This window comes from Spirochaetae bacterium HGW-Spirochaetae-1, from assembly GCA_002839375.1.
In the GTDB taxonomy this organism is placed as follows: domain Bacteria; phylum Spirochaetota; class UBA4802; order UBA4802; family UBA5550; genus PGXY01.
Genome location: PGXY01000007.1, coordinates 179076 through 201324, shown reverse-complemented (window position 1 = coordinate 201324; position 22249 = coordinate 179076). Strand labels below are relative to the sequence as shown.

At 50.5% G+C, this 22249-nt stretch carries 19 protein-coding genes; 16 read left to right on the top strand and 3 right to left on the bottom strand.

Annotated features, from left to right (window positions below):
• The first annotated feature begins 146 nt into the window (after positions 1-146).
• The 8 genes from CVV44_14410 (at position 147) to CVV44_14375 (ending at position 7281) form a co-directional block, all read left to right on the top strand.
• Positions 147-929, top strand: a complete 783-nt coding sequence (locus CVV44_14410) for a hypothetical protein (GenBank protein PKL37538.1) — start codon at positions 147-149, stop codon at positions 927-929.
• Position 930: 1 nt separating this feature from the next.
• Positions 931-1377 carry a hypothetical protein gene (locus CVV44_14405; GenBank protein ID PKL37537.1) on the top strand — a complete coding sequence of 149 codons (447 nt, stop codon included), beginning with the start codon at positions 931-933 and terminating at the stop codon, positions 1375-1377.
• Between the two features lies 1 nt (position 1378).
• Positions 1379-1783, top strand: coding sequence for a hypothetical protein (locus tag CVV44_14400; GenBank protein PKL37536.1), 405 nt, complete (start codon positions 1379-1381; stop codon positions 1781-1783).
• A gap of 1 nt (position 1784) precedes the next feature.
• Positions 1785-2426: a hypothetical protein gene (locus CVV44_14395; GenBank protein ID PKL37535.1), complete on the top strand. Its 642-nt coding sequence runs from the start codon at positions 1785-1787 to the stop codon at positions 2424-2426.
• Positions 2427-2429: 3 nt separating this feature from the next.
• Complete coding sequence (locus CVV44_14390; protein PKL37534.1) at positions 2430-4841, top strand: hypothetical protein; 2412 nt, start codon at positions 2430-2432, stop codon at positions 4839-4841.
• Between the two features lie 176 nt (positions 4842-5017).
• Positions 5018-5383, top strand: a complete 366-nt coding sequence (locus CVV44_14385) for a hypothetical protein (GenBank protein ID PKL37533.1) — start codon at positions 5018-5020, stop codon at positions 5381-5383.
• Positions 5384-5397: 14 nt separating this feature from the next.
• Complete coding sequence (locus CVV44_14380; GenBank protein PKL37532.1) at positions 5398-5766, top strand: hypothetical protein; 369 nt, start codon at positions 5398-5400, stop codon at positions 5764-5766.
• 171 nt (positions 5767-5937) lie between these two features.
• Positions 5938-7281 (top strand): butyryl-CoA:acetate CoA-transferase, encoded by a 1344-nt coding sequence (locus CVV44_14375; protein ID PKL37531.1) that lies wholly within the window; start codon positions 5938-5940, stop codon positions 7279-7281.
• A 41-nt stretch (positions 7282-7322) separates the two neighbouring features.
• Here the strand turns inward: CVV44_14375 and CVV44_14370 are convergent, their stop codons facing one another.
• Positions 7323-8054 carry a hypothetical protein gene (locus CVV44_14370; protein ID PKL37530.1) on the bottom strand — a complete coding sequence of 244 codons (732 nt, stop codon included), beginning with the start codon at positions 8052-8054 and terminating at the stop codon, positions 7323-7325.
• Between the two features lie 435 nt (positions 8055-8489).
• On the opposite strand from CVV44_14370, the gene CVV44_14365 reads away from it, so the two are divergent.
• A complete protein-coding gene (locus tag CVV44_14365; protein ID PKL37529.1) occupies positions 8490-9476 on the top strand; it encodes a threonine ammonia-lyase in 987 nt (328 codons plus the stop codon).
• 15 nt (positions 9477-9491) lie between these two features.
• Here CVV44_14365 and CVV44_14360 read toward each other — a convergent pair whose 3' ends face one another.
• Entirely contained in the window at positions 9492-10895 is a 1404-nt protein-coding gene (locus CVV44_14360) for a hypothetical protein (GenBank protein PKL37528.1), read from the bottom strand.
• Between the two features lie 539 nt (positions 10896-11434).
• Here CVV44_14360 and CVV44_14355 point away from each other — a divergent pair.
• Positions 11435-12700, top strand: a complete 1266-nt coding sequence (locus tag CVV44_14355; protein ID PKL37527.1) for a hypothetical protein — start codon at positions 11435-11437, stop codon at positions 12698-12700.
• Positions 12700-13437: a hypothetical protein gene (locus tag CVV44_14350; GenBank protein ID PKL37526.1), complete on the top strand. Its 738-nt coding sequence runs from the start codon at positions 12700-12702 to the stop codon at positions 13435-13437. The genes CVV44_14355 and CVV44_14350 overlap by 1 nt, the downstream gene beginning before the upstream one ends.
• On the opposite strand, the gene CVV44_14345 is transcribed toward CVV44_14350, so the two are convergent.
• Positions 13424-14584, bottom strand: coding sequence for a hypothetical protein (locus tag CVV44_14345; protein ID PKL37525.1), 1161 nt, complete (start codon positions 14582-14584; stop codon positions 13424-13426). The two genes, CVV44_14350 and CVV44_14345, sit on opposite strands and share 14 nt — an antisense overlap.
• Before the next feature lie 241 nt (positions 14585-14825).
• On the opposite strand from CVV44_14345, the gene CVV44_14340 reads away from it, so the two are divergent.
• The 5 genes from CVV44_14340 to CVV44_14320 all read left to right on the top strand — a co-directional run bounded on the left by CVV44_14340 (position 14826) and on the right by CVV44_14320 (position 22193).
• A complete protein-coding gene (locus CVV44_14340) occupies positions 14826-15779 on the top strand; it encodes a hypothetical protein (protein ID PKL37524.1) in 954 nt (317 codons plus the stop codon).
• Positions 15780-15791: 12 nt separating this feature from the next.
• Entirely contained in the window at positions 15792-17567 is a 1776-nt protein-coding gene (locus tag CVV44_14335) for an amidohydrolase (protein ID PKL37523.1), read from the top strand.
• Positions 17568-17661: 94 nt separating this feature from the next.
• Positions 17662-18075, top strand: a complete 414-nt coding sequence (locus CVV44_14330; protein ID PKL37522.1) for a hypothetical protein — start codon at positions 17662-17664, stop codon at positions 18073-18075.
• A gap of 500 nt (positions 18076-18575) precedes the next feature.
• Positions 18576-20288 (top strand): acyl-CoA dehydrogenase, encoded by a 1713-nt coding sequence (locus CVV44_14325; GenBank protein PKL37521.1) that lies wholly within the window; start codon positions 18576-18578, stop codon positions 20286-20288.
• 189 nt (positions 20289-20477) lie between these two features.
• Positions 20478-22193, top strand: a complete 1716-nt coding sequence (locus CVV44_14320; GenBank protein ID PKL37520.1) for an acyl-CoA dehydrogenase — start codon at positions 20478-20480, stop codon at positions 22191-22193.
• The last annotated feature ends 56 nt before the right edge of the window (positions 22194-22249 follow it).

The following is a 22249-nucleotide window of genomic DNA, read 5'->3' as shown; positions in this document are numbered from 1 at the left end:
CCTGTGAGGGGCAGTGAAAAGTTGTTACGGATTTTAAATGCGCATGTATAAAATAAGTTGAATATATAGTAATAATTTTTAATAATGCAATATATCTTTTTAATATTTTCATTATTGATATTTATTGTAAAAAAAGAGGTTGTTTCATGAATATGCGATTATCGCTTTCCAGGATTATTTTTTCTTCAGTACTACTTTTTTCCACGATTATGGGATTGGGAAAACCGGTTATGGCACAGGTATCTGATCCGGCTAAAACGCCCGTTGCTGCGGCAATAGAAACGGGAGACACGGTTGATACGGTAGTAAATGAAGACAATTCAATGAATGGGGCTGAATTGAATAATGATGAATCGGCCCTCGTGCAGGGAAATAGTCTTTTTACCACGGTGAAGCAGGGCGGCCCCCTCATGATATTGCTGGTACTCCTGGGAATCGGCTCCCTCACCATCATCATCGAGCGCCTGATTTTTTTTACCAGAAACCGTGTGTGGAAATACGATCAGCTCGACAGCGTTCTGGCCGAAGCCGCGAAGGATTCGAAAGCGCAATATCGCGAGGACCTGGAGGACGATCTCCGGTCGTATTTTCAGATATATACTCACGGCGTTGAAAAGGGCCTGGCCCTTCTTTCCGGTATCGGGAACCTTGCCCCCATATTTGGCTTTCTCGGAACAGTTATCGGCATGATCCAGGCCTTCGCATCCATAGCCGCTGCTGCCACAGTCAATGCCAAGGTTGTTGCCGTGGGTATACAGGTGGCCCTGATCACCACGGCGGGAGGCCTTATCGTGGCGGCTCCGACCCTGGGCTTTTATTATCTGTTTATGCACATACTGCAGAACAGAACGGCCAGGGCCGAGGAAATCATCGGCGCCGCATGTGAAAAGCTGCCGCGCCTTTCCGACAGGATATGCCGGGACATATAGCATGAACGACAATGCAATAATTTACAAGATACTGAGAAGACGGGAGGTCAGGAGGCCCCGGCCTGAGGAAAGGAGCTTTGATTCCACCTCCATCGCCGATATGTCTTTTCTTCTCTTGATTTTTTTCATCGTCACCGGTTCATTCGTCATCAGGCAGGGCATATTCATGACGCTGCCGGCGAAAAACGCGGGATCGGTGAAGATGGATGCGGCGAAGATAGTGGAGGTGCGGCCTGAGAACAACGGGTTCCTGGTCGATAACGCAGTTTTGGACAGGAAAAATTTTAAGGCATTGATCATGAAACACCGCCGGGCCTATCCCGACGGCGTCATGGTAGTGCGGATGGGGGATTCCGTAAAATATCATCGTCTCGTGGACACCCTGAGCGTTGCCAGGGAATCGGGACTGCAGCGCTTTTCATTGAAGGAAGATAAGGGAGGGAAGTGACATGTCGGGCAGCTTTCTGAAAAAACTGAAATTTGTTTCTTTCGGATCGGCCATGGCCGATATGGCCATGCTCCTCCTGATATTTTTTATGGCCACGACAACGACGGAACCTCCCAAGGGCGTTGAGGTTGATCTCCCCGTGGGCAAGACCGCGGCCACGGAACAGGACTCGCTGTATGTAACCATATCAAGGTCGGGAGAATATTTTTTCGACGGGAAACGCATGTCCCTGCAGCAGCTCGGCGATGCCCTGGCAAACCGGCAGGGTGAAAAGGACAGGGCCGTGGCCATCACCGCCGACCGGGATCTTGACTATACCATTGTCTCGCCGGTACTGGAAGTCCTGAAGGCCCAGGATTTTCTCAATATTGTATTTATGGCCCAGCCCCGGAAGGGGGAGAAGTAACGTGATAAAGGTATTTAAAAGAGACGACACGGCATTTGTAGATTCTTTTATCCAATGGGAGCGGCGGCATCCCTATGCCTTTTCCTTTTTGCTGTCGCTTGTTTTCGTTTCCTATGCGCTTTTCTATACACCGAGCCTCGATTTCAGGGAGAATGACATGTCGCCCGTGGATACGCTGACCTTTGTTGATCTCGATATGGCTTATGCACCGGTACGGAAGGTGAGCAGGGAGATAACCACGGAGAACGACGCTTCGGCCGATGACACCAGCAATGTAGACCGGGCCGTCGGGGTTGCTGACGAGGAAACGGCCGTTGACATCGCCTTTTATCCCAGCATTGCCCCGCCGCGTCCCGTGGGAAGGCTGAAGGACTATTTCCCCTCCAGCGCCCGTGAGCTGAATATCGAGGCCGTGGCAAACCTTCAGATTCTTATCTCTACGGGGGGAAAAGTGATGAGCGTGAATATTCTGGGAATAAAACTTACCAAGGAGCTGCCGCCGGAACAGTATGCCCGCATAGTGAAGGACTTTGCGGCTGCGGCAAGAAGGAACCTTGTAGGCCAGCAGTTCACTCCCGCCGTGTACCAGGGGAAACAGATTCCCGTAAAGGCCGATTTTACCTATAAATTTGTACTCCGATAGGCAATGGATACCATGAATAGAATACTGATTATAACGGCGATGATAGGGGCCATACTGCTGCCCGGAACCATGAGGGCGCAGGAGGCGGGCGCGATTGTTGTGGAGGGGACAATCTATAACAGTACGACGCGCCGGCCCGTTGATTTCGGCAGCATCACCATCATTGAGGCGCGTGTGCGGGCCCGGACCGCGCAAAAGGGCTTGTTCCGGGCCGTGGTTCCCGCGGCCGGGACATACACGGTTGTCGTCAGTTCCGACGGGCTGCAAAACCTGAAATTGACCATGAAGATCGACAGAAAAATGACCAGGGATTTCTGGCTGAAGCCCGTGCGCGTTTCCGGCGGGACCCTCACGGTCTTCGGCGACCGGAATATCCAGAAGGTTTCGCGGTATACCATGACGCGCGATGAGATAAAGGACGTCCCGGCCAGTTTCGGCGATTCAGTTACGGCACTCACGGCCCTTCCCGGCGTTATAAAGAGTTATGGCGGTATTTTCGGGCCCCTGGTGATAAGGGGCGCCAGTTCATTGTCCAACCGCTATTATCTTGACGATATACCCCTATTCAGTCCTCAGCATTTCGGCGGTATTCATTCCGTTATAAACAGCAACCTTATCAGGGAAATAGACTTGTATGCCTCGTCATCACCGTCACAATACGGGAACGCCGATGCCGCCGTGATCCAGATCAATACCATTGATTCCGTTGAGGAATTCAGCGGCTACAGCGATATCGGTCTCATCTCGGCCAACGCCTTTTTCGCGGCTCCATGGTATGAAAAGGGTATCGAGATTCCCGGCATGGAGATCGAAAAGCCGCAGGACGGCACGGGAAAGGGATATGCCATCGTGTCGGGAAGGGTTTCATATCTTTCTTTGTTCGTCCCTGCCGTATACTGGCTTATCACGGGTAAAAAGCTCGATTCGGTGCCGGAATACTGGGATTACCAGGCCAAGTTCAAATATTATTTGGCGGCCAACCATTCCCTGACCCTGCTTTTCTTCGGCAGCAGGGACTACATTAAATACCTTCAGGACCATAAGCCACCCGATACCATTGACCCGGCCCTGGAGGACCTGGAGTTCGAAAGCGACACCATGTTCCATTCCCAGGGGCTTTACTATACCTATGAGCCATCGGGCAAGTTCAGCAACAGGGCCCTGGTTTTCGCCTCCCTTGCCAAGACGTACAGCTACCTCAATGTGGAAGCATCCGTTCCCTGGTTGACGAATTACCACCTGAATTCCAGGCCTTACATTTTCGGTTTTAAGGATAAAGCTCACTTTGAGTGGTGGAAGGACCACGCCGACCTTCGGGGAGGGGTTGATGTCCAGTATTATTACTTCATACAGAATGGAAAAGATTTTTTATGGGGTGATTATGTACCGCCCGGTCCGCCGAATTTTAACAATCCGGATGAATTCATTCTCATTGATCTGAAAGAGAAAACACATAATGTAACCGTGGGTTCCTACTTGGAAAACAAGTTTTTCTTCGCGGGACTCACTTTTGTTCCCGGTATACGCACCGACTACCTGATGCGCTCCAATAAACTTACTGTTGATTACCGGGGGCTTCTCAGCTATGATTTTCCCACGGACACGACCCTGTCTGTCGCGGGAGGAACTTATTCGGCTTTCCAGCAGGTAAATCCCTACCTCTTTGACCAGGCTCCATCCTTTGCCAGTGAAAAGGGACGTCTTGTTCCCGAACGGGCACTTCACGGATCGGGCGGCATAGAACAGAAGATCGACCTAGTGACGGTGAAGATCGAGGGGTTTTATAATTACTTTTTTGACAGGTCTTTTTTTATTAAAGATGAAAACGATATTCTTTACTCAAACGGAAAACTCAAGGCCTACGGCGGCGAGGCCATGGTGCGCCTGGATCGCCGCGAAGGAAGCAGCGCTTTTTTCGGCTGGATCAATTACACCCTGACGCAGTCGAAGATAAAAACCGGCCTGCCGACAACGAGTGATCCCACAGGAGACACATTCATCAGTTCCGACTGGGAGCAGGAACATGCCGTGAAAGTCGTGGCGGGATATACCCGGGGAAGGCACACCTTCAGCGCCAAGTTCCAGCTCTATTCATCTTTTCCGTATACGGAAATTACTGGCGGCAATGAGGAGCCTGTCACATCCGGTCGATATATACCGGAGTACAGTACCGATATCAACTCAAAACACTATCCCCTGAGCCACCAGCTGGACCTGCGTTATACATACCGCACCAATTACGAGTGGGGGCATGTGAGCTGGTATATCGAGGTTATCAATGCCTATAATTTTGTGCAGAAGGAGAATGTATGGCATTATGATGAGCCCTACAGCGAAGGAAGCAATCCGAGCCTGCAGAAGCCCAGCGGCGGGCTGTCGATTATTCCGAACTTTGGAGTGGAAGTGAAGTTCTGATTGACCTCACCCCCCGGCCCCCTCTCCCAGGGGGAGAGGGGGAGGTTTGACCGAAAAGTTATTGTTGAAAAGCCATCTCCCCGTGGGAGAGGGCGCGCCAGAGGCGGGGTGAGGTCAAAGGGTTTCTGGTTTGATTGATTTTAACTTTTAGAAACAATTTACCTGGAGGATATACGATGAAATATACACGATTCAAGTTGATGCTGACAATTCTGTCCTTATCCCTGACGGTTCTCACGGGATGCGTTACTCCCATGGGAATGACGGCCTCCACAACGCCCCTGCAGGGCAAAGAGATGGAGATGCTGGGCAAGGCCGAGGGTAGTGATACTGTCTGGTCCGTATTGGGAGTTTTTCCCGTGAGGCGTGTCGATATCGATAAGGCCATTGAACGGGCTGTTGCGCAAAAGGGCGGCCATGCGCTCATCAATGTGCGCTGGTACGAAACGACCTATTATTTTATCCTGGGCAGCGTGGATAAGCTCACGGTTACCGGCGACGTGGTGAGGTTCGTTGAGCCGAAACCCGCCGGTAAAAAATAAGGAATTATATCGTCATGAAAACAATAAAAATCAGCAGGATATTACCGGCCCTGGTTCTGTTCCTCGCGGTGGCGGGTCTCACGGGATGCATACGTTTTTCCCGCGTTCACTGCACGGGAATTGAACCCTCGGTGCGTCCCCTGAAGGCGCAGTCCTACGAGGTCCTGGGTGAGGCCGAATCCATGGTGAGCAATTATACCTTTCTCTGGGTATGGACCGTGACACCGCGGCCTGACTACAACCGCGCCATGAATGAAATGATCAGCGAAAAGGGCGGCGATGACCTCATCGATGTCCGCATGTGGCGGGAAAAACAGTACTGGATATTGGGGACCGTCACCATCTTTCATATTAAAGGCAAGGTCATACGGTATATCGAATGATACTTGTTGTGCCATGGGGAAAACCACTACTTAACTTTTAGGGTTTCAACCACCGACATCCTCGCCATTGACCCATTGGAATATAGCCAGCTTTGTCAGTATATTCTATACAAATGAAAACAGTGTATCTGTTGTCAAAAAGTGTCGTCTGTGTCACGGGAGGAAATATATATGATTGTCCAGAAAATGGAGTATGAAAATAAGCTCATAAGCGCCGATAAGGCTGCAGCCCTGGTACAGCCCGGCAACAAGGTGTTTTACGGCGAATTCGTTCTTTTCCCCCAGGCCTGTGATGAGGCCCTGGCGGCACGGGCCGGGGAGCTCTCGGATGTCGATGTGCGAAGCGTCTGTTTTACCCAGGTGCCGAAGGTGGTGGAAGCCGATCCCGAGAGAAAACATTTTATCCTGAATGATTATCATTTCGGAACGGTTTCGCGCCGGCTTCACGATGAGAATCTCTGTAACTATATTCCCACGGCCTATCACCAGGGGCCGCGTTTCATACGCAAGTATACTGATTTTGACGTGGTGTTTATAACCACGGGATCCATGGACCCGAGGGGATACTTCAATTACGGCCTGGCCAATTCCGTTACGGGTGCTGCTATAAGCAAGGCGAAAAAGGTCGTCGTGGAGATAAATGAGAACGTACCGTACTGCCTGGGAGGCAACCAGGAGTCCATACACATATCCAGGGTCGATCATATCGTCGAGGGGAAGAACCGTCCCCTGGTCCAGGTCCCGCCCCAGGAGCCGTCGGAGCTGAACGGTCAAATCGCAAAATATATTCTCAAGGAGATACACGATGGCGCTACACTCCAGCTCGGGATCGGCGGGCTTCCCAACATGATCGGGCAGCTTATTGCCGAAAGCGACCTGAAAGATATAGGGATTCACACCGAGATGCTCGTCGATTCATGCGTTGATCTTTATAATGCCGGAAGGGTCACCGGGGCCAAAAAGCTGATCGATAAATATAAAATGACCTATACCTTTGCCATGGGAACGAACAAGCTCTATGATTTTCTTAACCACAATCCCACGTGCGCCTCGTATCCCGTCAATTACGTGAACGATCCCCGGATCATTGCCCTGAACAACCGGGTCGTGGCCGTGAACAGCGCCATTGAGATTGACCTCTTCAGCCAGGTCTGTTCCGAATCGTCGGGAATACATCACAAATCGGGCACGGGCGGCCAACTCGATTTCATATTTGGAGCTTTTCACTCAAAAGAAGGGAAGGGGATTATCAGCCTGAGTTCCACCTACAAGGATAAGCTGGGAAACCTGCATTCACGCATAGTTCCCACTTTGCAGCCCGGTTCTATCGTGACCGTACCCCGCAGCATCGTCCAGTATGTGTGTACGGAATACGGCATGGTGCAGCTGAAGTCAAAAAGCACCTGGGAGCGTGCCGAGCTCCTCATCAGCATCGCCCATCCCGATTTCAGGGATGAGCTCATCAAAAAGGCCGATGAGATGAAGATATGGGTGCGGAGCAACAGGATTGCCTGATGCCTGTCGGTGATCCCGTACGGGCAGCGCATAAAACGCCCTTACGGGATTATCTTCATCCCGTCCCAGATTTGCCTGATGGCGCGCCGCCACCGGTCCTGCTCCAGGGCCCTGCCGCGCCACTCGATGCCATCCACGGCAGCGGCTTCCAGTTTCAGCCAGGCCCGGGTGTAATCAAAACGCCGCCACAGGGTACCGGCCTTGAATATATATTCGCAGTTACCCGACTCCAGGAGTTTTTCAAACCCGGCGTCATAATCAAAATCTTTCCAGTGGGCTCCGGCATAAAAAATGAATTCCGGGTCCCCCATGGCAATGAGGGCCGAGGATCCCTCCCTGTAACCGAAGGTCTTCCATTCCTTGCCGGCATAATAGATGAAGCGCGGTATCTTAAGTGAGGCCAGGGCATGGAGCCCCTTTTTGTAATCGAAGGTGTGCCAGAAGCGGCCGGCCCGGTACAGGTATTCGGGATCATTCCCCGATACGTCGATAAGCCCTGTCAGCGCAATTGCGGCGTCAAAGGTTTTCCAGTATATGCCGGCCTGGTACAGAAACTCGGTGCTGCGCAGTTTTATGAGTGCCTGGAGTCCCGCGGCATGATCAAAAAGCGCCCAGTCGCGGCCGGCAAGAAAGATGTGCCGCGGACTGGAACAGGCTAATAGCCTGACGGTCCCGTCGATGAAGTCAAAATGCTCTTCTGCAAGTCCCGCGTTATAGATGCGGTCCGGGTCTGCGGTAAGAGGTGGTTTTTCTGTGTCCGGTCGTGCTGCCAAAATAACCGCCTTCCATGAATAATGTGCCTCAGGTCATGTTTTGCTTTCTGATTTTCGATTGATGCAGGGGACCTGTCAAGGCAAAAACAGTACCCCGGAATCTGTACCGCTTTGCATTGACTATTTCCGGATAAAGAAGTTAATAATAATTCACGCAAAGTCGCAGAGGCGCAAAGTCTTTTAATGTTTTTATTTTAATCTCGCCGTTAACCTTTAAATCAGTAAGTGATATACTTACATTGTTTCCAGCATAACGCTTTGCGTCTTAGCGCCTTTGCGTGATTACACTCTTTGATATTTACCTGATTACAGGTATTGAGGCAAAATCCCAACAATACGAAATGAGCTTTTTTATGTGTTTTTTGGTTGATTTTTTATTGATGGCTGTCAATAAATAATCCTTGCACAAACAAAATATAAAACGGGGCCGGAACAATGAAAGAAAAATATATGGATCTGTCAAAAGAGGTCAATTTTAACAATATTTATAAAGCGCGAAAGACGGTTTACCATAAGCTGAAAAAAACGCACCTCATTCATTACGCGAGCCTGTCGGAGCTCATCGGCGGTGAGGTCTGTGTCAAGCATGAGAATCATAATCCCACGGGCTCCTTCAAGATCAGGGGGACCGTGAACTTCATGGCTCATGCCACTGATGAGATCAAGGAAAATGGCATAATAGTGGCTACCAGGGGAAATCACGGACTTGCCACGGCCTGGGCAGCCCGCGAAGAGGACATACTTTGCAACGTGGTGGTGCCCATGAACAACAATCCCGAGATCAACAATGCCATAACGGGCCTTGGTGCCCAGCTCATGTCTCACGGAAAGGATTTTTACGAGACCCAGCAGTACTGCGAGGATCTTTCATACCAGCTGGGATATTACTATATTGAACAGGGCAATGAACCGGAAATTCTCAACGGGCTGGGCACCATGGGACTGGAGATCTTTGAGGATTTTCCCGATGTGGATGTCATCATCATTCCCGTGGGCGGCGGAAGCGGATGCGCTTCCCTCATACAGGTGGTAAAGGCCATCAATCCGAAAGTAAAGATAATAGGCGTCATCGCTGAAAAGGCGCCGGCCCTTCTTGAATCCCTTCAGAAGGGCGAACGGGTCATAGCCTCAAGCGCCGATACCTTTGCCGATGGTCTCGCGGCCCGTTCCATTTATGAAGTTGCGTATGAGATCATAAAGGGGGGAGGCATCGAGGTCTGCACCGTGTCCGAGGATGAAATCATAAGCGGTGTTAAAATGGCACTGCTGCATACCCATAATCTGGCCGAGGGAGCCGGGGCTGCGGGCCTGGCCTGCGCCATGAAAATGAAGAAGGAACTGGCGGGGAAAAAGACCGTTATCATCATGACCGGCGCCAACCTGGACAGGAAGCATCTGGAATGGGCGCTAAAGACCGAATAAAGGCCGCCGGAGAGATCATGTCCCTCCCGCGGCTATCCTCACGACTTTGCCGAAGGGGGCAGTGAAGTCCTCCTTCCTTCCCGCCGATATCACCCACAGGGACGGTGAATATTTTTTCAGACGGTCCAGGTCATAGATATAGCCGTCGGTTATGACAATGAGCATTTCGCGGTGGTTTTTCATGTAGTCGTTGAAGAGGGGGGCGAAAAAGGTTGTGCCGCTCGTGCCGCTCCTGATATGTTTCCAGTCACCCCTGCGGTAGATGTAGGGCTTAGTCTCCTGAGACACCGTAATTCCCCTGTCGGATATTTCAGGAATGAAAAGATTTTCATCGATGCATACCAGGTGTATGATGTACTTGCCCATGAGTGTTTCTATAACTCCGAAGGCGGCTTCGATATCGGCGGGATGCATGATCATGGAGGCCGATACGTCCACGGCCACGGTGATGTGCTGGCGATTTTTGAAGATTCGGCCCGGCGCGTAGATGCCGTTGGCGTAAAACCTCCTGTTGAACCTGCCGTAGGTGTAGGTCCATTCGTCGGACTGTGAAGCGTAATCCACAATGCTCTTTATTTCATTTTTCCATGATGTGATGTCGACGTCGCGCAGCTTTTCAATGTATCCTTTCATGTCCTGGAACATACGCTCTTCACGGCAGGCCATGTCCCGTTCGGCAAAGGCCATGATGCTCCGTCTCTTCGCGTCCAGGACATCCCTGAAATCATGGTTCTGAAAGAGGTGGACGCCCGTGGAAAGGGCGCTGCCATCGCTGTCGGTGAATTGCAATCCCCTGTCGTTTATGAAGACGGGGGAGGATACTGCCGCGTCCGGTGCCTTCTCAGCCGTCGCAGCGCCCTCTTCGCCTGAACGGGCCGCCGCGTCCGATCCGTCCGGGGGGGGGGATGTGATGGAGAAATCGAAGTCTTTCAGTTCCGGCGCGGGACGGCCTTTAAGCCAGCGGTACACATCCTCCCATGCCGGGTCCTTTATGCCCGTTTCGCCATGAAAAGCCCGTGGCACCAGGGGAAGCCCCGGCGGGAGCACCAGCTCCGGTACGTCCCAGAGGTATTGACCCTTCCGGGAGAAAAAGAGATGGGAATTGTCTTCACAGTAGGTGTTGACCACCATGTCCTGGGCCAGGTTCCGAAGCCGGGGATCTTCATCGGGGCCGCCACGGTGATCATGGCTGAGAATGATGTGGAGCATTTCGTGGACGAGGAGGCCCAGGAGTTCTTCCGTATCAATCGCTTCAATGAATTCGTTGTTGTACAGAAGAACGAGCCGCGATGCGTAAACCGTGAGAGCCAGGGTAGGAATTGCCTGTTCTTCAGTCAGGTTTACCGATTGATAAAAATACGAGGTAAAACGGCTCCTCTCCCAGAGTAGCTTTAAAACCATGTCCCACTTTTTGTGCACTAAAAAGCCCCCTGAAAAAAAATACTAATGAATCATATTTATGGTTGACGGGAAAACAGTGGAAATCCTTATTGCATCGTGATTGTTCATACAATATTATACAACAGTTTTTTGGCTTTGCAATGGTGAAAGAACGTTTTTTCAAGGGTATTTCCCGTAAACAGGTTCTTTCCCGATTTCTGACAATGACGGGAATATCAGTATTTTTAATTTAAAAGATGCAGGTTTCACGGTTGCCGGAAAGATAATATTATTATAATTTGTATCTGATGTGAAGATAATATCAAAAAATTGTTTACAGTTCAGTGGCGAAGCTGTTAATTAGCAGTGATTCTGACTGAATTATGTATCAATTTTCCTGAAGATGCGATTATGCAGTAAGCTAAAATCCTGGATGTTTTTACAAATCGTAACATTGATATGAAATTCAACTTCAATGGGCGGAAAGGGTTTTCGGAGTTTTTTATACTTATATAAAAAGAAACGAAAAAACAGTCACCGCTCTGGAAGAATTAAATTTAATTAACAGGATAAAATGTATGGATTTCGATTATTTTTTTCTGTTCTCCTCTTTTGTAGTATTATTCTGCTCTCTCGTATATCTGCTTGCCTACCGTGAACGAAGACCTTTGAAAAAAGAGCCGCTCAAAAAATATCCGGGCATGTCGATTGTAGTACCGGTCTGGAACGAGGAAAAAACCATAGCGCACACCCTTGATTCCATGATCAACATGAAGGAGCACTATAAGGGGAAACTGGAAATAATAGTGGTTGATGATTATTCCACTGATGAAAGTTTTAAGATAATGAGTGAATATGCAGAAAAGCACGATTTCATTCGATGCTTCTATAAGGATAAAAACAAGAGTCGCGGGAAGAGTGAGAGTCTGAACCAGGGATTCGCTGTGGCCAGTCATGAGCTGGTAGGCTGTGTCGATGCCGATTCCTATCCTGATCCCGATTCTCTCAATTATATTGCCGAGGAATTTGCCGATCCGAAAGTAGGGGCCGTAACAACGAAACTCGTGGTTATGAGACCCAAACGTATCGTTGAGTGGTTCCAGCACATTGAATATATATACTCCAATTTTATCCTCATGGCCTTCGACGCCCTGGATTCCGTCTATATAACCCGGGGTCCCTTGAGCCTGTACCGCAAGGACGTAATGGAAGAGATCAACGGTTTCCTGCCCGCTCACCAGACCCCCACGGAGGATATGGAAATAACCTTCCGCATCCGGAAGGCCGGCTATGAGATCCGCGGATCCAAAAAAGCAAAAGTTTACACATCTGTGATGCGGACATGGAAAGACCTTTTCTGGCAGAGGATGAGGTGGAACAGGGGAACTCTTATTAACTTCTGGATGCACAGGGACATGTTCTTCAACTCGCGTTTCGGCATGTTCAGCATGTTTGTCCTTCCCACTGCGTCGCTCATGATCGCCATGGTGGGTTTTATCATCATGTACATGGTCTATGTGACCGGCTCCTTTTTCTTCGAAAAGGCCGTACAGATATACTGGATCGTCAGCACCGGGTATTATCCCGACATGTACCAGCTTGCTGATTATGTCAGGGGCGGCATGTACAACAATTCTTCGGGACATGTCATTCTGTTCGCGGCTGTCCTGGTCACCTTTGTGCTGGTTAATGGTTTCGGCTTCCGTGAAAGCAAGGAGCGTTTTTCCCTGCGGTATATCTTTTTTCTTGCCCTGACGCCCTTTGTATATAACCCGATCATGATATTCTTCTGGGCGTCGGCCCTGGTACTGCAGACAACGAAGAACGGAGTCAGGTGGCGATAATGGAAGCCGAGAGAAAAAATCTTATTTACAAGGCGCTGGCCGTCACTTTCGCCATAATGTTTCTTTCACTTTTTTTCGCCGAGATCATCTATGAAAGAAAGGCCAATAAATTTGAAGAAGAGATGTCCTACCTGAGCAGCACGATCAAGGAAGGGCAGCTCATTCTGACTCTTCGCGATGTCATGAAGACAAAAATGTATCCCGTCGACGATGCCATTACCGATGATGGCCTGGCCGAGCGGGTGTATCAAACCGGGGTTCATATAGAGCAGCTTTCGGCCGACGAAGACCGTGAGGCACTTTTTAAAAAGGTCAGCAGGGAGTGGGTCTATATTAATATTGAACTCCTGGCAAAGCTCATCCAGTACAACCGCGTGGCGCATAAGAAAAAAGATTACATCCTCTACCTGTATCCGCCCGATTGCGGCGAGTGTATATCCTACAAGACTCTCTTTGGAAAACTGCACAAGGTATACGGCGAGGATGTCTGGCTCTTCATTATTCCCGACAACAGCGAGAGCGGCGTGCTTAATACGCTGAAGCGGCATTATGGATTCAAGAAGCTTCCTGCCGTGGTGGTGAACGGGAGGGCCGTCAGGGGCGAAGAGGTTCTTCAGAGAATTGAAAAGCTTTTCCCCAGGATAAATCCGCCGAAAGAAAAGACGGAAAAGGAAAAAGCGAAGGCGAAGGATAAAAAGAAAACCGTCAAAAAGGCCGTGAGGCCTAAGAAGGGATAGCCGCGTCGAGCTTTTCCCTGAGTGACCCTCGCTCTTCAACATCGTTGATTGTTCCCAGTGCGTCGGGGATGTGCGTCAGCAGACCGCATTCCCTGATGAGCATAAAAAGAAAGGAAACCCGCATATCGGCCCTGGCATTACCGAGAAAACGCAGAAAATTCCCCAGTTCCCTGTGACCACCGGGGCCGGGATTGCCCCGCCAGGCAACGCTTTTATCCCTGAAATACGATACCGCTCCTGAAAGGGCCCAGAGGACATCTTCCACGGGCATGTTCCCACCGGTCATTTTTCCCAGGGCGTCCTCGTCCCCGAAAATCACGTCCCGGGTTGTTATGAGCCGGGGTGTCGATACCTGCATGATAAAATCACTGCCGGCAACGGTTCCAACGAGGGATACAATCATTTTTTCCAGTGAATTATCCCTGTTATCCACGAGATAACGGGTTAGTGCCTCGCCGGTGTCCAGTCCGTAGGAAAGAGTCAGCGCCTGGGATACCTGGTGCCAGCCACGGGGATTGGGATTGATATTAGCCTCATCCCAGAGCCGGTCCGGGAAGAGGGATATATACTGCCGTATGGATTCGTGGATTCCGGAGCGAGCGGCCCATTCCAGCCAGTCCGAAGTCGTGGGCCTGAGATGGAAGATAGCCAGTCTGCCGTCCAGGGCTGAATCGTCGAATTCAGTGACGGTGGTGTTATCTCCCTCGCCCAGGTTGCCGGCCAGTATTATCGATGTTTTTTCGGGAAGAGGGTGCTCGCCGCAGGTTTTTTCCGTGATGATCTGGAAAAGCGTCTGGATCACCGTGGGGTGGGCACGGTTCGCCTCGTCGAGAAACCAGACTATGCCGTCGCGGCCCGCGGGCACCGACTCGGGCGGTATGAACCGGGGCCTGTAATATATCATCTGCTTCCTGTCGTGGTCAGGAACGGGATAGCCGCCCAGGTCGATGTTTTCCTTGAAGGCCAGGCGTGTATCGATGAAATGGAAGTTCTTCCTGCGGGCGATTTCCTTTACGATGGCTGATTTGCCAACACCGGGGTGGCCCAGGATCTTCACCGCATAGTTAATGGAATTATCCGTATCGAGATATCTCTCCAGGATATCCTCCAGTTCTCGTATGGTGACTTCAACGGGTTTCTTTTTCATATTTTTTTTCTCATGCCTGATGCTGAAGATATTTCATGACCAGTATACATATTCTGCAAAAAACAACAATGAAAAATTGCCCGAGGGACTGTCGGGAGCAATAAAATTTCCCCATTCATCCCGGTCCGCGATGCAGTTTTGGCTTTCCTGATAAAAAGTGGATTAATAGCATTGACCTTTTTGATGTTTAGTATATGATAGGACCTGTAACGTAACAGCCTGTCTCTGCCAGCGGTGCCATATGGAATATGAAAAAGACGATAACCGATTTCCCCGTGATACGCATATCGATTATTCCCACGTATTTTACGTGGAAGCCATCCTGCATGATTCGTCCTTTCCCCAGATCAGCAGGATCAAACCCATTTTTCAAAATATCACGAAAGATGAATTTATCGCCATGGTGGGTAAGCTGATCGATGAAAACGATCATGAAACCTTCCAGCAGTTTCTCTATTTTCTCCTCCTTTTCAGGGAGATGAAGCACCTGCAGGACTATATCAATTCCGATGAATTCGGGCAAAATGGACTGGAAAGGCTTGTTATATTCGTCTATGGTTATTGCATGCTGCACGGCCATTCCGTGGAGCGCATAATAGATGAGATCCTGGGTTTTCTGACCCAGGACCGGCTGCTTGAGCTTGTCCTGAACTCGGCGCATATCTCCAGGGACAAGATGCTGCTTTTTTTTATTCTCACCAGGTTCGATATCGATATGCTGAACCGGTATTTCGCCCGGGTTCGCAATGTGCCGGAATTCATACAGTATTTCCTCAGGCTGCCCGAAGAGGTTCTTCGTTCCATTATTTCTCGCAACTACCACCTGTTCCAGTACATTATGCTCATGATTGCCGAAACTGCATCGGAGGAGTATTCCACGGAAGAATTTTACAGGAAATACAGCGAGGATATCAGCCAGTTCAGCAGGCTCAATGACCTGGTGCGCAACTACAGGGAAAAAATAAATCATGACGATGACAGGGACAAACCCTTTCAGCAGCGTGATATGACCCGCATATCCTTCCTGGTGAACATGGTGCGCGATCTGCCGGACCCGGGAAAAGCCATTGAATATTTTTACGGAGAAGGGATTTTCATCGATGAAACAGAAAAGACCATGGTCCATGCCATAGTGACCAGCCCGCTTTTAAAGAACACCTTTGTGAACTATGACCGCACTTTCGATATTATATGAAACGGGCGCGTTATGCCGCGGGGGAAGCTGAAATACAGGAAAAAACTGGAATTTGGGATGAAGAACATGAAAGTTGCGGTTATTCTGATTTTGATCATCATACCGGCCGCGGTGCTGTTCCTGTACCATTATTTTAATGCAGCAGCTGATATCGTTTTTATAAATGGTTTCGTGTATACGGTGAATGAAAATCGCAGCATTGCCGAAGCGGTAGTGGTGCGCAAGGATAAAATTATTTTCGTGGGCAGCAGTGAAAACGCCCGTCCTTTTATAACCGGAAAATCCATCGTCATTGACCTGCAGGGCAGAATGCTTTTGCCCGGTTTTCATGATTCGCACGCCCATGTTCTGGAAGGGGGCGTGTCCCTGAATATGTGCAATCTCTCGGCAATGAAGAGTCCACGGGAGTATGTGGCGGCCCTGAAGGACTATGGGGAAAAAAATCCGGCTAAGGAGTGGGTCGCGGGGTTCGGCTGGTCACTGGAGGCATTTCCCGGCGGGAATCCTCATAAAATGCTTCTTGATAATATTCTGCCCGACCGGCCTGTTGCCGTCATGTGCGGCGACGGTCATTCCATATGGGTGAACAGCGCCGCCCTGCGCGAGGCAGGGGTTACGGCGAAGACGCCCGATCCTGTCGGCGGCCGCATTGAAAGGGACGCCGCAGGAAAGCCCACGGGCATCCTTCGCGAGGGCGCCATGGAACTGGTGCGGAAAAAGGCCTTTGAGCCGTCGATTTTCGAGGCCTTCGAGGGCCTTGAAAAAGGTATCGCGCTCCTGAACAGCCATGGTATAACATCATTCATCGAGGCGCGGGCCATCACTGCCGATTCCTATGACCTGCTATACCGGCTGGTCCATGCCACGGGAAACCTGCGGGCCAGGGTAACCCTGTCGCTCTATCTTGATCCCCACAGGGACGATACCCAGATCGGAGAACTCATCGGCAAATATGACGGTGACAGGAAAAGCCTTCTCAAGGCAGACCAGGTGAAAATATTTCTCGACGGTGTCACCGAGTCAAAAACGGCCTGGCTGTTCGATAGCTATAAGGGCGAGCCGGGGAATTTCGGCATTCCCATTTATACAATGGACAGGCTGAAGAAATATGCCGTACGGCTTGAAAAGGCCGGTTTTCAGCTGCACATGCATGCCATAGGAGACCGGGCCGTTCATGAAGGCCTCAATCTCGTGGAGCATGTTCACCGATCCGGCGGGAGCAGGGAAGGGCGCCATCACCTGGTTCATCTTTATCTGGTGGGGAAGGATGATGCGGTGCGCTTTAAAAAACTCCATGTGACAGGCAACATTCAGGCCCAGTGGGCCTGTCCTGCCGGGTTCAATGAGATAAACCGGAAGTGTCTCGGCAAGAAGCGTTTCGCTGCACTGTTTCCCTTCAGGACTCTCCGTGATGAGGGTGCGCTGCTGGCAGGAGGGAGTGACTGGCCCGTGGACATAGTCAATCCACTGGAAATCATGCAGACCGCGGTGACGCGCCAGGTCCCGGGACAGGGGGAAAACAGCCCAATCCTGGAGCGCGGAGAAAGGCTTGACCTGTCAGACATGATCGAGGCATATACCATAAACGGGGCCTGGCTGCAGCGTCGTGAAGACCTGACTGGTTCCATTGAGACGGGAAAACTGGCGGACCTCATCGTCATCGATAAAAATTTATTCGCCGTAAAGCCCGATGAACTTGCATCGGCAAAGATACTGCTCACACTCCTGGGAGGGAAACCGGTTTATACCGCCTCCTGGGCCCATGGATATTTCAGCGCGGGCAGGTAGGCGGAGAATTTTGCAGAACAGGCTTATTAACCATGAAACAATTTGATCCGGTTTCACGGTATTAAAATAATTTAAAGAAGAGTTGGAGGTCTCAATGAAAAAAACACTGTTGTTTCTTGGAGTATTGCTGGCGGTTCTCACGGCCTGCGGTCCTACAGGCAAGTATGCCGATGTTAAGTCGGCCATGGATAAGATGTACGCCGCCAATGAAAAATACATCATCGGACTTGAGAAAGCAACGACCGCCCGGGATTGTGCCAATGTCATAAATGATTTTACCAATGACGTGGTAGTAATTATTCCTGAGATTAAAGAGCTGGAAAAGAAATATTCGGAGCTTGATATGAAAAACAATGCTTATCCCCCCGAACTGGCCGAATATGAGAAAAAGTTTGAAGAACAGTCGGAGAGGATGCAGAAGGTGGCAATGTCCATGGCTAAGTACATGATGGATAAGGATGTCATGGCGGCCCTGCAGAACATGGCCAGGTCCATGGAAGGCAAGTAAATGAAACATATTTTACGGGGCGTGCTTCGGCCGGCCCCGTAAAATAATACGGTTTTCTCACGATGCCGGTTCACCGGATTTCCAGCGGCCATTTCCCTGCAACGAAAGCATTACCCTCCCCGGGAGTGTGGTATAATTTCCCATCAAAAAAGATGAAACACTACACGGGAATTACTTCTTTTTCTATTGCAATATTTTCTTTTCCGGTTTATTATTAATACAATGATTTAACATGTATCCTTACCAGTGTTATCTGCGCCAGGCCGCTCCGGTATTTCCGAAGCAGTGTGACGCAGATATTTTTCCCGGTATGTAATTTTTTCTTGTCTTAAATAACAGTGTTATATTAAATGTAACAAAACAGAGTACGTATACAGACAGACCGGTCTGTCGGCATTGTTCGGGAAAGGTGATCGTAGGGTTATGCGCCATATAAGATCATAATTCGCATACTATGCCGCATGCGGCGTCCGTCCATATTTTTTGTGTGAGGAGTGATTATGATTCTATTCAACCCAAACAGACACGACCGTAAATACGCCGACGAAAAATCGCGGCAGATCATGCAGAAGACCATCGAGTTCTTTGAGAAGAAGGGTCTTGAAAAAATTAAGTCAGACTGGCATGAAAAGGCATGGAACTATGACTTCGTTGAGTTCCTGAAGGAAAACCAGGTTTTTGCTACCCTCATGACCCCGGCAGGATATGGCGCTTCAGATTCGCGGTGGGATACTTACCGGAACAGCGCCTTCTCCGAAATTACGGGCTTTTACGGCATCACCTATTGGTACACCTGGCAGGTGTCCATGCTGGGACTGGGCCCCATCTGGCTGGGGACCAACGAAGAGGTTAAACACCGGACGGCCAAGCTGCTGCAGGAAGGGGGCGTATTCGCCTTCGGTCTTTCCGAGAAGGAGCACGGCGCCGACATTTACTCCAGCGACATGATGCTCTATCCCCAGGGCGACGGGACCTATAAAGCCAACGGGGACAAATATTATATCGGCAACGGAAACGAGGCGGCCCTGGTATCAACCTTCGCAAAGATGGCCGACAGCAACGACTACGTGTTTTTTGTTGTAGATTCCAAGCATCCAAATTACGAGTGCATCCGCAACGTTGTGAATGAGCAGAACTACGTGGCTGAATACGCAGTGCATGACTATCCCATCACCGATGCCGATATACTGGAGAAGGGACAGAAAGCCTGGGATGATATGCTCAACACTATCAATATCTGCAAGTTCAACCTGGGATGGGGCTCCATCGGCATATGTACCCACGCATTTTACGAAGCCATCGACCACGCGGCTAACCGGAACGTATACGGCAAGTTCGTAACAGACTTTCCTCACGTGAAAAGGCTCTTCACCGACGCGTATCTGCGCCTTGTGTCCATGAAACTTTTCGCCGAGCGCTCCGTTGACTACATGCGATCAGCCTCCGCTGACGACCGGCGTTATCTCCTGTACAATCCCATGGTGAAGATGAAGGTCACCCGCGAGGGAGAGGACGTTATTAACCTGCTCTGGGATGTCATCGCAGCCAAGGGCTTCGAGAACCAGCCCTTCTTCGAGATAGCGGCCCACGAAGTGCGCATGCTTCCCAAGCTGGAAGGCACTGTCCACGTCAACATGGCCCTTATCGTGAAGTTCATGAAGAACTATTTCTTCAATCCCGGCACCTATCCGGAAGTTCCCCGCAGGGACGATAATGGCAACGACGCCTTCATGTTCCAGCAGGGCCCCACGAAGGGCCTGGGTAAAATCCAGTTCCATGATTACAACATAGCTTACGGTTACTACGACCTGCCCAATATAAGAATATTCAAAGAGCAGATAGAGCTCTTCAAGAAATTCCTCATGAAGGCCGGTCCCGACGAGAAGCAGGGGAAGGATATCGATTATCTTCTCGCCCTGGGCGAGATACTCACCCTGGTGGCCTACGGCCAGCTCATCCTGGAAGCGGCGAAGCTGAAAATTTATGAGGTGGATGGCGTTCTTCTGAACCAGATCTTCGATTTCATGGTGCGCGATTTTTCGAAATACGCGTTGAACATCCATTCCAAGCCCAGCAACAGCGACCTGCAGCGCGAACTGGCGCTTACCATTCTCAGGGCTCCTGCGGCCAACGAAGATGAGTTCCAGAAGATCTGGACGGAGCAGGTATACTCGCTGAAAGGCCAGTATAAAATGCGGGACCAGGAATTCTAGGCGATGCCGAACCTTCCGGGGCGGATGATGATAGTCGTCTTCCCGGGAAGGTGAAGGACCGGGCGTGACCGGTTTTCCTGATACTTCGGTATCGGGGGAGAAGAATGGTTCCGTCCGGTTTTTTCACGGCCGGTTATCTTATATGACAATATGACTGAAAAACAAAATCACTTATAGGGAGAAAACAGCATGTCAAAAATATTACTTAACCCGAAAAAATATGTGGACCGGAAATATCCCGACGAGCGGAGCCGGGAAATCATGAAAAAGACCATTGACTGGTTCGAGAAGAAGGGCCTGGCACAGATAAAGGAAGATTATCACAGCCGGACCTTCACCTCGGATTTTGCCGAGTTCGTGAAGAAGGAGCGGATCTTCGAGACCCTCTTTCTGCCCAAAGGCTACGGCGAGGACCCGAAGCAGTACTACAGCACATACCGGATGTTCGAGTTCTCCGAGATACTGGGCTTCTACAGCGCTGCCTACTGGTACATGTTCCATGTGTCCACTCTGGGACTGGACCCGGTTTTTCTCGGCGACAACGAGGAGGCCAAGCATAAGGCCGCGGCGAAGTTAAAAGAAAATCCTCTCTGCGCCTTCGGACTTTCCGAGCGCGAACACGGCGCCGACATTTACTCCAGTGAAATGAAGCTGTACCCCCAGAAGGACGGTACGTTCCTGGCCCGGGGAAGCAAGTACTATATCGGCAACGGCAACGAGGCCGGCATTGTTACGGTCTTCGGCAAGATCGCCGACACCGACGATTATGTCTTCTTCGTGGTGGATTCGCATCATGAAAAATACGAGTGCATCCAGAACGTCATCGCCTGCGACCAGATGTATGTCTCGGAGTTCGCCCTGCACGATTATCCCATCACCGAAGCGGAGATCACCTCGCGGGGGCAGAAGGCCTGGGACGACATGCTGAACACCATCAATATCTGCAAGTTCAACATCGGTTCGGCGTCCATCGGTCTGTGCGAGCACAGCTTCTACGAGTGCCTGAACCACGCGGCGCACCGGAATCTCTACGGAAAGTACGTCACGGACTTCCCCCATGTGAAAAAGCTCTTCTACGATTCATACCTGCGTACCCTGGCCATGAAGCTCTTCGGCCTGCGCGCCACGGATTACATGCGCGCCGCCAGTGAAACTGACAAGCGTTATCTCCTGTTTAACCCCATCATGAAAATGAAAGTGGCCATACAGGGCGAGATTGTCCACGAGAATCTCTGGGACATCATCGCGGCCCGGGGCTTTGAAAAGGATATCTTCTTCGAGAATTCCGTCATGCAGATCAAGGGGATGCCCAAGCTGGAAGGAACGCGCCACGTGAATATGGCCCTCATCGCCAAGCTCATCCCCAACTACTTCTTCAAGCCGGGACAGTTCCCCGAGGTGGGGCGCATCATCGACGACCGCAACGACGACTTTCTTTTCAGCCAGGGGCCCACGAAGGGCTACGGCAAGATACAGTTTCACGATTTCAATATCGCCTTTAACAGCGTGGACCTGCCCAATGTGAAGATCATGCTGGAGCAGATAAACCGCTTCAAAGACTTTCTTATCGCCTCGGGAATGGGCCTCATGCAGCAAATGATGGATTTCGATTACCTGCTGGCCGTGGGCGAGATTTTCACCCTCACAGCCTATGCCCAGCTCATCATCGAGAGCGCGAAGATCGAGGGCCTGGAAGACGAACTCCTCGACGCCATCTTCGGTATCTTCGTTGACGACTTCTCGAAGTTCGCCCTGGCGCTCTACACGAAACCCTCCAGCACGGAAGCGCAGCAGCAGAAGTGCCAGGAGATGATCAAGCGTCCCGTTGTGGACAGCGCGCAGTACGAAAAGCTTATCCAGGATCACATCTATTCACTCGTTGATGCCTATGTCATGAACAAATAGCGGAGATTGTCCCGGTGCGTCAGGGACTGGATCGCGAGGAGGGGACAGCGCCGCCC